A 12,627-nucleotide genomic window follows, 5' to 3' on the forward strand; every position below is an offset into this window, starting at 1 on the left:
ATCAGTTTAAGAGTGATTCACCTGGTACCTGATTTTCGGATTAATACGCACCTGCTATGAAGCTAAAACAGCGCCTGTATAAAATGGCCGATAATGCCCCACAGAACTTCCGTCGTGTTGTTGTGGGTATGATGATCTTTTTTGCCGGAGCCATACTGTTAATGTGGGCAGACGGTGCAACGCACCTGCCACCGCTTCGCCAGGAACTGATCGCCCTGCTGGCTCTGATCGTGATGGGCATTGGTAGTTTGTTTGCTCTGGTGGGTTATTTGGCGCTTAGCGTATTTCGCATCATAAAATTTCTGGATGATAAAGATGACAACGGCGTTTCCTGATATCGAGATTTACGTCAACGCTCCTGAGCTGGAGCAGATTGAGCAATGGTTACGAGAAGTATTTGCTGGTCTGGGGCAGCCTAAGCGCCTGGATAAGCGTACCTTGCTGTATATCGCGACCCGTGAAGATGGCGTAGAAATCCCGATTAATGTAGTTGAAAAAGCAGCTGGTAAATACTGGAGTATTTGGTTTGATAGTCCGGCAAGCCCTTGGGATACAGACATTGACTGTGCCCGTGCGGCTTTTGCTTATTTTGATACCACTATTCGCTGCTCCATCGGCTCCTGGGAACCGGATCAGCCAATGGATCTATGGTGGCAGATCAGTAAAAAAGGCGAAGGCGAGATCAGCTGGCCGGATTAACTACCCCGAATACGGGTCTATCATCAGGCCGTTATTAACGAACAATGATGACTGCCTGAAACAAAAAATGCCCGGCAAGCCGGGCATTTTTATTGCTTAGCCTCAAACAGAATATTTTTGTTTGAGAGGGGGTAAGGGTTAACTGATTACAGTAACATCCTCGGCTTGTAAGCCTTTATCACTTTCAATAGTGGCAAAGCGTACGCGTTGCCCCTCTGCCAGTGATCGATGCCCTGTGCCCCTGATTGAACGAAAATGCACGAATACATCACCACCGGAATCACGGGTAATAAAGCCGAAGCCTTTTGACACGTTAAACCACTTCACTGTGCCCATTTCCCGATCATCGTTTTCATCATTGGCAATATTGGCCAGCTGAGGTGTCATGTAATTCAGCAGCGATGTGCTGATAAGGGTTGTCAGAAAAAATACCCCAGCGGCTTTTCCAAAGTGACCACTGGCCAGTAGCCCCTGATCTCCTGCCTGAGTTATCGCATCCAAAACAAATGGCCCAACAACGGCCATAACCACACTAATTAAAATACAACGAACAAAGGAATTTTTGCTCATACTTACTCTCTCATATTCGTTTAGTTATTATTAAATATCATCCTAAAAACAAAGAGATACATACCCAAACATCCTATTCAGGTGGTAGAAACACAAGAACTGCCGTAAGAGACCAAAACAACTGGTACTACATGGAACAAAACCGAGTCTCTGAAACCTGCCTTGTATAGGCTATTATACAGAGCGTATGCTCCACTTGAAGAGCCTGAATCCTTATAAATTATCAGGAGTTAAATCTATGCCAGAAGAGCGCATAACAGAATTGGAAATTAAAACGGCGTTTCTGGAAGACACCATAGAGTCGCTGAATAAGGTGATTACCGAGCAAGATCAGCGTATTTTCCGCTTGGAAGACTCCATGAAGCTGCTATATGCCGAACTGAAAGAGCAGCAAACCCGATCAAATGATGATATCCAGCCATTTGATCCGTTGAATGAGGTTCCGCCCCATTATTAAGTGTGATTTGTCTTATTGAGCCTCCTTTGTTCGACTAATATCTTAGAACCGTGGGATATCAAACCATCAGCCACTACAGCCGGTATCTTAGATATCATTAATATCGGTTTGAGTATATACCGAACAAGCACGGTGGCAGACTAAAGCCTGCCACCGTAGCTCTTAAGCTAAATCGTGTTTGCTGCCACCCTGACAGGTAGGGGATGCCGGTACTTCACCGTGACGCTGCTGCCACTCTTCGGCTGTAAAAGGGTGAATAGCCAGAGCATGGACACCTGCCGCTAGTTCGTCTGCCAGAATGCCATAAACCTTCTGGTGGCGTTGTACCGGACGTAAACCGGCAAACTGCTCAGAGACCATGGTTAATTTAAAATGAGAGTCTTCGCCACGGCTGTGCATATGGCTCTCATTTTCAACACTGAGGTATTCCGGGGCCAGTTGCTCGCTCAGTTTCTGTTCAATGGTTTGCTGTACTGTCATCACTATCCACTCTGGATCAATAGAAAAAGAAAAGCCTGCGGGTACTACACCTGCAGGCTCACTTTACCCGGTCTGAAAAAGATTGCAATTCCGACTGATTCAGTCAGTTTTGATCCCACTACCGGTATCAATCCGGCTCTTCAACCGTGTCAAATATCCGGCTCTGATTTGCTGGCATTCATAATGACTTTTTTGACCCGATGGGTGATCCACCAGACAATAGCCACCACGACAGGCACTGACAGGCCTGTGATCAGCTCCTTATCGACGGGATACCCCGCACTGTAAATCGCATTGAGGATAATCTTTACCAGGCTGACCAGATAGTAGCTGATTGCGGCGATAGACAGGCCTTCTACTGTCTCCTGCAGGCGCATCTGTAACCGTCCACGACGATCCATTGAGGCTAACAGGCTTTGATTCTGCGCTTCGATGGTCAGGTCCACTCGGGTCTGTAACAGGTCTCCGGCACGTTCAATACGACGGGCCAGATCCTCCAAACGCTCGCTGACCGATTCACAGGTATGATAGGCCGGTGTTAAACGTCTTTCCAAAAAGGAGCCGATGGTAAAGTAGTTTTCCACCTGCTGCTCGTTTAATTCATCCATGCGCTTCATCACCAGGGCATAGTAGGCGCGCATAGCCGAAAAACGGGAGTTGGTGTCAGTACGCCAGCGCTCCACCTGAGCGGCCATATGAGACAGCTTAGTCAACATCTCCCGCTCGCCTTCGTGATCCTCAATCTCGGTCACACTGGCGATAATACCGGCCAGCTTTTTATCCGTCTGCTGGATTTCAGGGCTCAGGCTACGGGCTTCCGGCAGTGCCAGCAGTGCCATCAGACGATAGGTTTCCAACTCCAGTAAGCGCTGTAGCAGACGACCGGCCTGGTTATTGTTTAACCCATTGTTGTGCACCAGAAAACGGCCAAAACCATCGCCATGCAGACGAAAGGCACTCCAGACCGCCGCATCGCCATCCATCAGGTGACCATAGACCAGACGCTGACCTTCAAAGCAGGTTTTCAGCTGTTCCCGATTGAGCTCGGGTTGCGTACGATCCAGCATCTCCACATGAAAAGCGGCGACTACCTGACCGGGTATTTTCTGCAACCAATCCTGTGGTACCAGCTCCAGTGCGGTACTGGCAAATGGGCGATCCCCACTTTCAGGACGGATAAAGGTATAGGTGACAAATTCCATATGGCGACCACAGCGGAATTGAAAACCGCCAAAATCGGCCTGATAGAAGTTGCTGTTTTCAGCGGGCATATTTGCGCCATAGCGCTGACACAGGTTCTGCAGATGAGCAAACTCCTGCTCCCGCTGCCCCTCAGGAATTAACACGGCTAAACGTGACACCCGAGCCGGTGTCTGAACCACGGGGAAAGGACGCGCGTGTAATTCGTGATACAGCTCATCACGCTTAGGGTGAACATTAAACGGCAGAATTGAATCTGCTTCTGTTTTGACCTCGGCATTCATTGAGTGGTGTACCCTTATTATTTTATTAACTGTGTTAAATCTGTGCTCTTACCAGAAAAAAGAACCCGAATAGGTGTCGATCTATTCGGGTCTGTTCATTATCAATCAGGTCCTATGACCCACCTGTTCTTGCACTTTATCTTTGCCGCACAGCGATTATCTAAAGTGATCTCTCAGGCATTTACTTCAGATCATGCAAGAATAAGCCCAGCCGATGCCGGAATCTATTAACCTAACCGGAGCGTAATACCTGTAACGGCGGTTGAAGGATCACCTGTCGTGTGCCCCACATGCCCGCTGCGGTAATAATGACGCCACCGGATAATGGCAGTAGTAACCAGTGAGTAAAACTTAGGCTATAGTCCAAGTCAAATAGGTTACTGTAGAGCAGAAACGCCGTTAGCTCCGATCCCATCAGGGCTAACACTCCTGCCAACATACCCAGCAGAATAAATTCTGTGCACTGAATCTGACGGATTAAGCGCCCGGATGCCCCCAATGTGCGATACAGTGCACCTTCACGCAATCGGTCATTCAGACTATTTTTTACCGCCGCTAGCAGCAATACCAGGCCACACAGCAGGGTAAAGCCCAGCATCACTTCGATCGCCAAAGTCACCTGTTGCAGAATCTGACGAACCTGAGCCAGAATCTGGCCAATATCCAACAGGGACACTGCCGGGAAGGCCCCTACCAATTTCGGCACCAATTGCTGCTGATCTGCAGGCAGATGGAAACTGGCCAGTGAGGTCTGTGGCAGGTTATCCAATGCGCCTGGAGGAGCAATCACATAGAAGTTAGGTTTGAAATTATCCCAGTTCACTGTGCGGACGTTATCGATATAACCCTCGATCTTTTGCCCTGCCAAGGTGAAGGTCAGCTGGTCGCCCAGCTTTAAGCCAAGATGTTTAACCATCTCAGATTCAAGGGAAAGGGGTATGAGATTTTGTCGGGGCGGTGCCGAATCCTTATCCCTACTATTTTGCATGTCAGAACCAGCCTGACCTGTGCTGTTGAGCGAAGAGGGTGCCGTCCAATGCAGATCAGCAGGCCACCAGCGGCCGTCAATCACCTTGTTATCATCCGGTAGGGTGCTGCGCCAGGTCAGATTCAGCTCCCGATGCAGAGCGTTATATTCACGCCCTTTTTCCGGCACCATATCAATGGCTGGTTGCTGATTAATCAGTGTTAAGCGTGCACGCACCATAGGATAAAGCGGTGAACGCTGGACACCTGCTTCATCCAATGTTTGAGCAAACGCGTCCTGCTCGTAGGGCTGAATATTAATGGCAAAATAGTTAGGCGCATTACTCGGCAACTGCTGCTGCCAACTGACCAGGAGATCACTACGAATCAGCGCGACCAGGGCCACAACCATCAGTACCAGACCAAAAGCCAGCACCTGTGGCAGTGCGGTTTGACGGTGACTATAGAGACTACGAATCGCCAGACGTGGACGTGTGGATAAACCAGGCCCCGCCACTTTTAATACCCGGAATAAGCCCAGGGTAATCACGGCGGCCAACGACAGTACTAGTGCCAGGCCCAATGTTAACCAGAAGGTGAGTTTTAAATCGCCACTGTACCAATACACCAGCACGACCAAAGCCAATACAGCTAAACCATAAACCATCAATGTAGAAGGCGTGGCCATATCCAGATCACGGCGGAATACTCTTAATGGCGAGACATTCTTCAACTGCAACAGTGGTGCACTGGCAAAACCCATCAATAGCAATACGCCAGTACCCACCGCTAATACCCAGGGCTGCCAACTGGCTGCTGGCAGATACACAGGTAACAGATCGGCAACCAGGCTGACCGCAACGGATTGAATCAGATAACCCAGGCCAGCCCCCACTAAGGCAGCTAAGAGGCCTAACACCAGCAACATACGTTGATAGATGGCGCTCATAACGCGGGGAGCATGGCCGAGGCTGGCCATTACCGCAACAGTATCCTGACGACGACGGGCAAAGCGGCCTGCGGCCATAGCAACAGCGACACCGGATAGAATCACGGCACCGATACTGGTCAACTGCAGATAGCGTTGGGCCCGATCCAATGCCGAGCCGACAGAAGGACGGTCTTCCCGCACATCCAGCAGGCGATGAGCCGCTTCTAACCTGGGCTCCAGCCACTGCTTATAACGATCGATCTGCTCTGGAGCACCTGCGAAGAGTATGCGAAAGTTGACCCGGCTACCGGGCTGAATCACACCGGTTGCGGCGACATCATCAAAGTTGATCAGTGCACGGGGATTAAAGCTTAAAAAGCCGCCACCACGGTCGGGTTCTTTAACGATCATCTCGCGGATATGGAACAGCTTCTGGCCAATCTCCACTTCGTCGCCCACAGCTACACCTAATGCGGCTAACAGACGATTATCCATCCACACTTCACCACTGGCAGGTAAACGCCCAGCACTGCTGACAGGGGTAAAGTCAGTCGGGCTGGTCGCCAAAGCCAGTCCGCCTTTTAATGGGTAGCCAGATTGGACCGCTTTTACCGCGGAGAGCTGAAAACCCTGATCAGAGGCGACCATACTGGCAAACTCTACTGTTTTCACCACGGTGAGTTGCTGTTGTCGTGCCTGCTCCAGCCAAGGCTCAGGCACTGCTCTTGGGCTGCGCAGTACCAGATCGCCCCCCATTAGCTGAGCAGCTTGTTGCTCCATACCGCCTTGTAGACGATCAGCGATAAAGGCGGTCAACGCGACAGTCATGACAGCCAGGACCAATGCCGGGGCTAGCAGATTGAGGTCGCCTGAGCGCCATTCTCTTAGCAGTAAGCGCCAGGCCATCTGCCAATGGCTGGGCTTATTTTGCTCAGGCTTAGCATTTTCAGTGTTGGTGTTCCGGGCTTGAGCAGGCGTTGCCTTGGTCTCAACCTCCGTTACTTTCTGATTCACGACCGTTCCTCCAGTTTTCCCTGCTGTAGATAAAAACGGCGCTGACAGCGCTGGGCCAACACTTCATCGTGAGTGACCAGAATTAACGTCGTGCCTTGATCTTTATTCAGGCTAAACAGCAGCTCAATAATGGAATGGCCGGTTACACTGTCCAGGTTACCAGTGGGCTCATCGGCAAACAGCACCAGAGGTTCACCGGCAAAGGCGCGGGCAATGGCGACGCGCTGCTGCTCGCCGCCAGAGAGCTGGCGAGGGTAATGCTTTAAGCGATGGGACAAGCCAACCCGATCTAACCACTGTTTTGCTTTGGCTTCATACTTTTTCTCGCCAGCCAGTTCTAACGGCAGCATGACATTTTCCAGCGCAGTCAGGTGATCTAATAGCTGAAAGGATTGAAAGACAAAGCCCACCTGCTGGCGTACGGCGGCTCGTTCCTCCTCCGATAGTTTATTCAAGGGCTGTTGATTTAAGTACACCTCACCGGAACTGGCTTGATCCAGTCCTGCCAGCAGGCCCAACAGAGTGGACTTACCAGCACCGGAACTTCCCAGAATGGCGGCACTCTCACCTGCATTGATTTGTAAATCGATGCCGTTCAGGATATGAAGGGCCTGGTTATCCGCATCCATTACCGTGCGACACAGGTTTTCTGTGTGGATAACAGATTGTGGCTGAAGATCAGAAACAGGAGAACTCATGGTTAATCAACGTCCTTTCATCTCGGTACAGTGGCTGGTGTTAGCACTGCTTATCACCTTATATGCTTTATCAGCCCAATCGGTGCAGGCAGCGCAGACGGCCCGGTTACTGGTTTTAGGGGATAGTATCAGCGCCGGTTATGGTATGAAGCCAGAGCAAGGCTGGGTCACCTTGCTACAAGATAAGCTTAGGCAAGAGGGCTACGATTATCAGGTAATCAACGCCAGCATCAGCGGCGAAACCAGTCAGGGCGGCCTGACTCGTCTGCCTGCGCTACTCAATCAACATCAGCCTGAACTGGTACTGATTGAGCTGGGAGGCAATGACGGCCTGAGAGGCTTACCGCTCAAGCTGTTGCAACACAACCTGTCAAAGCTGGTTCAGCTGACTCAGCAACAACAGGCTCAACCTGTGCTGTTAGGTATTCAACTGCCACCTAACTACGGTCGTCGTTATACCCAGGCGTTTGCCAATATCTATCCCGCTTTGGCTGAGCAATATCAGATCCCTGTGATGCCTTTTATTCTGGAAGGCATAAGTACAGATCCTGACAAGATGCAGTCTGACGGTATTCACCCCACAGCGAAGGCTCAACAGCAGCTGCTGAATAATATCTGGCCCGTGCTTCAGCCATTGTTAGCCAAAAGCTAAGCCCTTGCGCTAATCTGGCTACCTTTGAATATCACGGCTAACGATTAAATAAGATTAGGCTAGCACCTGGAAAGTAAAGAGCAGGTTAACCGACCTCTTATCTGTGCCACTCATAGCACCTATCCCTTAATCTATTGCTTGCTAGCACAGTAAAAGGCCCGAATCACCAAGTGAGCCGGGCCAAAATAAGCAATAGAAGCATCTAAACAAAAGTTTCTCCGCGAGAAATTGGCGTATTTTCCAGCTGTTGGCTGGAAAATACCGAAATACTTTTGTTTAGGTAGGTATAAACAACAATTTTGGCAAAAGGTTTATACGCGGATAAAAGAGAAATTGATCAAATACCCGGTTTCTCTTCCTTCAGAGCGAAGCGGGGCTTCAATTCTCCCTCGTGCTCGACCTGCTCAACAAACATGGACAGTGGACGAAGCCATAAACCCTGTTCACCATAAAGGGCACGATATACTACGTGCGCCTCTTCTGTTTCACTGTGTTTCGCTACACCCAGCACCTGATATTCAGGGCCTTTATAGTGTTGATAGATTCCTGGTTTTAGATCACTCATACAGTTACCTTATTCTGTAAATCCAATAAGCTTTTATCTTGTTGCCCGCTACTTTGGACAAAACGCACCCAACCTTGTTTTTATACCAATCAAGATAAGTTGTTGTAGGTCGGAAAAGCCGCAAGGCGCCTTCCGACAATGATTAGGCGTCGGAGTCAGTGTCGGATGGCGCTTCGCTTATCCAGCCTACCCTAATATCAAGAAACTGATAGTGAATGGTATTGGAAGGCCTTCGCTTAGACCGAAGACTTTCTCTGCTGCAGTAAAATACCACCTAAAATCATCGCTAAGCCAAATAGTGTCGACATAAAGATCGGCTCATCCAGAATGGTATAGATCAGCACCAGAGAGACAAAAGGCGATAGAAAAATCAGATTACTGATCCGGGCCGTATGCTTGGTTAAGCGCATACCCTGCAGCCAGCAGACAAAGGCAAGCCCCATCTCAAAAACTCCGATATAAACCGAGCTGAGCAGTCCCTGCCATTGGGGAATATGCAGGCCGCCTTGCCATAGATTAACGGCAACCAGCAGAGGAATGGCAAAGGCAAAGTTCAGCATCAGGCCCACAACGGGTTCCCGCTGATCCCGGGTATTTAAGATCCAGTAGCTGGCCCAGACTAACGTACTTAACAGCGCCAGTGTAACACCCAACAGGTTACCAAACTGCAGCGACAACACCTCACCTCGGGTGGCAATTACCAGCACACCGCCGTAGCAGATCAAACCCGCCCAGATATCCTGTCGACGCAGCTTCTGCCCCAGAAAAGGCACCGACAAAAAGGCTAAGGTTAATGCCCAAGTGTAGTTCAACGCCTGAGCTTCCTGAGCCGGTAACAGGTCATAAGCTTCAAATAACAGCAGATAATAAAGCCCAGGGTTTAATGCCCCATAGAACAAGGAGGCCGACCATTGACGGGGTGATAACTGGCTTAACAGGGACCACTTTTTCTGTACTGTAACAACCGCTGCTAATACCAGTAACGAAAAAAATGACGCCCATAACAACAATTGCGCTGGGGGTAGATACTCCAGCGCAATTTTAAAAGCGGTGGCGACGGTGGACCACATCATCACAGCAGCCAGTGCATAAGTGACTGCCGCACGCTCATTATGAGGTGCTTGAATATCAGTCATAACAACTCCAGAAAATTAACAAACAGACCGATGCGAGAAACAGGGTCTATAGAAAATAAGCTCAGCACAGAGACGCCATCCCCTGCTGTATCAAAGTCCATTTTCGGCGTATGCTTATTCGCTCATTCGAGTGAAGATAAATTGCCGAGGATAAAGCATGTCACTGAGCCTTAGTGAAGTTCAGGCTGAACAACATGAGTTTCGTAGCCAATGCCAAAGCCTGATTTTGGCAACTTTAAATGAAGCACAATGGCCTGAAGCCAGCTATGCGCCCTTTATCGAAGATGCCGAAGGCAACCACTATATCTTTGTCAGTGAACTGGCCGCCCATACCCGGCATCTGCTGAATAACGGCAAAGCCTCCTGGATGCTGATCGCTGATGAGCAGGACACGCGCCAGATGTTTGCCCGTCGCCGCTTTGTCTGTATCGGTCAATCTCAACTGATTGAGCGGGATAACAAAGAGTTTGAGCTGCGCCTGGAACAGATGCAGAAACGTTTTGGTGAAATTATCGAACTGCTAAAAAGCCTGGATGATTTTCACCTGCTGCGCCTGGTGCCCGAACGCGCCACCTATGTGCGTGGCTTTGGTCAGGCCTACTCGCTGTCCGGTGAAGGCTTAAATCAGATCGAACACCTCAAGCGCAGCTGATCTATCCGTGATAACACGGCCTTTCCTGTCATTATTGTCATCAAGCGTTATAGCTTGATGACTTGATGAGTCGTACCGCCGCTCACCGGTTTAGCGCCTGCCTGATTTTTCAGATGACTTAACGCTTAACCGGTGAATCGGAGTGGCCCAGTGAACGCTCTGGGTCGATCTGATCTCGGATACGTTGTTTGATCTCTTTTGCCCCCGGGAAGCCATCATCTGCTTTACGACACCAAAGCTTATGCTCATCCAGGAAAATCTCGTATAAACCACCTGTCGCAGGCACTAAGGCCACTTCACGTACATCATCGCTGAAGGTATGCAGGATCTCCTGAGCGATCCAGGCCGCTCTTAGCATCCAGTTACATTGGGTGCAGTAATAGATCGCTATTCTTGGTTTGTGGTTGTTATCCGCTGTATTACTCACGGGGCGCTCCTTATATATCGTTATCAGGTCACCTGGCTGGCAGCATCTGCATGACATTTTGACACTTTTAGTGCCTACAAAAATGTATCGTAAGACTCTCAGCCCAAAACCGGGGGGGCTTAAATATTGCTCTGATTAATTAAATGCCAGGAAAGACAAAGCCCCGGCATCTGCCAGGGCTTTTAATAGCGCTTGTTGCATTAATAGTAATTACGTTGGGGTTAGCCCGCCATAATCAAGCCGCCGGTTTTAGCCGTCTGCATTAATTTTGGCAATAACCGCTTGCAGGGACTCGTCTACTTTGTCGTTGTCGATCTGACAAGTACCGGCGTTAAGGTGACCGCCACCGCCATATTGCAGACACAGTTCACCCACATTGGTGTTGGATGAACGGTTCAGAATGGATTTACCCACCGCAAAAACAGTATTCTGTTTTTTCAGGCCCCACATCTGGTGGATAGAGATATTACACTCTGGGAACATTGCGTAGATCATAAAGCGGTTAGTTGCCCAGATCGTCTCTTCTTCGCGCAGATCCAGTACAACCAGGTTGCCGTGCACGGTGCTGCAGCGCTTAATCTGCTCAACCGCTTTCGCTTCCTGTTCAAAGTACAGATCCACACGCTCTTTTACGTCTTCCAGCTTCAGAATGTCGTCGATATCGTGGTTAGCACAGTAATCGATCAACTGCATCATCAGTTGGTAGTTAGAGATACGGAACTCACGGAAACGACCCAGACCGGTACGGGCATCCATCAGGAAGTTCATCAGAACCCAACCTTCCGGCTTCAGGATCTCTTCACGGTTAAACTGAGCTGAGTCGCCTTTGTCTACCGCATCCATCATATCGTCCCAGGATGCTGGGAATTTCTCCGCACCACCATAGTAGTCATAAACGACACGGGCAGCAGATGGCGCTTCAGGATCGATAATATGGTTATCGATATTACCGTCATTACGCAGCGTCTCACTCAGGTGGTGATCAAACGCCAGGTGACAGCCTTTTACATACGGCAGGTTGGTGGTGATATCCGTACCTGCAATTTCAATCTTTCCATCCTGCATGTCTTTTGGATGCACAAACAGAATGTCATCAATCATATCCAGATGCTTCAGTAGCACCGCGCAAACCAGACCGTCAAAATCACTGCGGGTAACCAGTCGGAACTTTTGACCTGACATCAGTCTCTCCTGTAAATACGCCGGGTGCATGCACTTATGCTGTGATGCACCACCCATTAATTCCTGATGCTAAACATACCATTTATCTGCACCTCAGAGAACCGTAAGCTTCGATTATTACGACGTATCCAAACAAAATTGTCTCTATAAAAGACTGTCTAACGCTTTGGTTTTATGAGCATTAAAATATTTTTGTTGGGTCGCGCATTGTCTGAGGTGCTATTTTGCAACCTTCTACAGATAATTTGCTGGATCAGGTGCCTTTTTAAAGTGTACACCAGATCAAACATACTCTGTTTGTTATCTGTCGTTTTTCAACCATGGCAGAGCAAATAAGATAATCATAGCAGAGGACACAGTGCTTCAATGTCGGAATTTACACTTAATGGCGGTGACATAATCAAGCACTTACATAAATGCTTATCTGCAGTGGTCGGCTTGCTCTTCAGCGGTTGGCCAAAAGATATCGAAACATTTTTGTGTAAGTTTATATTTGTGCGTCAAATAGGGTCGTGCGATGAAGGGAGCGGTCAGCTGCATATCTCTAATGCCAAAAGTTAAGGGCGTTACCCGTAACGTTGACATTGCTAATGTAAAGGCGGCATTTTGAAATAAAATGTTACGTAATTTCACACCTCCCTCTTTTGTGAACTAGGTTAGAGTTTTTATCCTTAGTTCTGTTAAACTTTTACACAACTTGTGGGTCAAGTTGTA

14 protein-coding genes are annotated in these 12,627 nt (G+C 49.0%); 5 read left to right on the plus strand and 9 right to left on the minus strand.

Annotated elements, in window-relative coordinates; genetic code table 11:
* The first annotated feature begins 56 nt into the window (after positions 1-56).
* The gene (locus H579_RS0101395) at positions 57-335 is read left to right on the plus strand and encodes a hypothetical protein (RefSeq protein WP_028299172.1); all 279 of its coding nucleotides are present in this window, start codon (positions 57-59) and stop codon (positions 333-335) included.
* Complete coding sequence (locus H579_RS0101400; RefSeq protein WP_036565007.1) at positions 316-699, plus strand: hypothetical protein; 384 nt, start codon at positions 316-318, stop codon at positions 697-699. The genes H579_RS0101395 and H579_RS0101400 overlap by 20 nt, the downstream gene beginning before the upstream one ends.
* 138 nt (positions 700-837) lie before the next feature.
* On the opposite strand, the gene H579_RS29810 is transcribed toward H579_RS0101400, so the two are convergent.
* Positions 838-1,269, minus strand: coding sequence for a cold-shock protein (locus H579_RS29810; protein ID WP_028299174.1), 432 nt, complete (start codon positions 1,267-1,269; stop codon positions 838-840).
* Positions 1,270-1,507: 238 nt separating this feature from the next.
* Between H579_RS29810 and H579_RS0101410 the strand changes: the two genes are divergently transcribed.
* The gene (locus H579_RS0101410) at positions 1,508-1,726 is read left to right on the plus strand and encodes a SlyX family protein (RefSeq protein ID WP_028299175.1); all 219 of its coding nucleotides are present in this window, start codon (positions 1,508-1,510) and stop codon (positions 1,724-1,726) included.
* Between the two features lie 162 nt (positions 1,727-1,888).
* Here the strand turns inward: H579_RS0101410 and H579_RS0101415 are convergent, their stop codons facing one another.
* From H579_RS0101415 to H579_RS0101430, 4 genes are all read right to left on the minus strand, one after another.
* Positions 1,889-2,206, minus strand: coding sequence for a BolA family protein (locus tag H579_RS0101415; protein ID WP_028299176.1), 318 nt, complete (start codon positions 2,204-2,206; stop codon positions 1,889-1,891).
* A 149-nt stretch (positions 2,207-2,355) separates the two neighbouring features.
* Positions 2,356-3,690 carry a DUF3422 family protein gene (locus tag H579_RS0101420; RefSeq protein ID WP_036565009.1) on the minus strand — a complete coding sequence of 445 codons (1,335 nt, stop codon included), beginning with the start codon at positions 3,688-3,690 and terminating at the stop codon, positions 2,356-2,358.
* A gap of 232 nt (positions 3,691-3,922) precedes the next feature.
* Positions 3,923-6,601 carry an ABC transporter permease gene (locus tag H579_RS0101425; RefSeq protein ID WP_051227203.1) on the minus strand — a complete coding sequence of 893 codons (2,679 nt, stop codon included), beginning with the start codon at positions 6,599-6,601 and terminating at the stop codon, positions 3,923-3,925.
* Positions 6,598-7,299, minus strand: a complete 702-nt coding sequence (locus tag H579_RS0101430; protein ID WP_028299179.1) for an ABC transporter ATP-binding protein — start codon at positions 7,297-7,299, stop codon at positions 6,598-6,600. The genes H579_RS0101425 and H579_RS0101430 overlap by 4 nt, the downstream gene beginning before the upstream one ends.
* On the opposite strand from H579_RS0101430, the gene H579_RS0101435 reads away from it, so the two are divergent.
* Positions 7,298-7,951: an arylesterase gene (locus H579_RS0101435; RefSeq protein ID WP_084623783.1), complete on the plus strand. Its 654-nt coding sequence runs from the start codon at positions 7,298-7,300 to the stop codon at positions 7,949-7,951. The genes H579_RS0101430 and H579_RS0101435 overlap by 2 nt on opposite strands.
* A 337-nt stretch (positions 7,952-8,288) precedes the next feature.
* Here the strand turns inward: H579_RS0101435 and H579_RS0101440 are convergent, their stop codons facing one another.
* Together H579_RS0101440 and H579_RS0101445 are read right to left on the minus strand one after the other, a co-directional pair.
* Positions 8,289-8,516, minus strand: a complete 228-nt coding sequence (locus tag H579_RS0101440) for a DUF1653 domain-containing protein (RefSeq protein WP_028299181.1) — start codon at positions 8,514-8,516, stop codon at positions 8,289-8,291.
* Positions 8,517-8,752: 236 nt separating this feature from the next.
* Positions 8,753-9,652, minus strand: a complete 900-nt coding sequence (locus H579_RS0101445) for a DMT family transporter (RefSeq protein WP_028299182.1) — start codon at positions 9,650-9,652, stop codon at positions 8,753-8,755.
* Between the two features lie 157 nt (positions 9,653-9,809).
* Between H579_RS0101445 and H579_RS0101455 the strand changes: the two genes are divergently transcribed.
* Positions 9,810-10,304, plus strand: coding sequence for a HugZ family pyridoxamine 5'-phosphate oxidase (locus H579_RS0101455; RefSeq protein ID WP_036565011.1), 495 nt, complete (start codon positions 9,810-9,812; stop codon positions 10,302-10,304).
* A gap of 118 nt (positions 10,305-10,422) precedes the next feature.
* On the opposite strand, the gene H579_RS0101460 is transcribed toward H579_RS0101455, so the two are convergent.
* Entirely contained in the window at positions 10,423-10,731 is a 309-nt protein-coding gene (locus tag H579_RS0101460) for an Rdx family protein (protein ID WP_036565013.1), read from the minus strand.
* 249 nt (positions 10,732-10,980) lie between these two features.
* Complete coding sequence (locus H579_RS0101465) at positions 10,981-11,913, minus strand: DHH family phosphoesterase (RefSeq protein ID WP_028299185.1); 933 nt, start codon at positions 11,911-11,913, stop codon at positions 10,981-10,983.
* Between the last annotated feature and the right edge of the window lie 714 nt (positions 11,914-12,627).

It is taken from the genome of Oceanospirillum beijerinckii DSM 7166, assembly GCF_000422425.1.
GTDB lineage: Bacteria > Pseudomonadota > Gammaproteobacteria > Pseudomonadales > Halomonadaceae > Oceanospirillum > Oceanospirillum beijerinckii.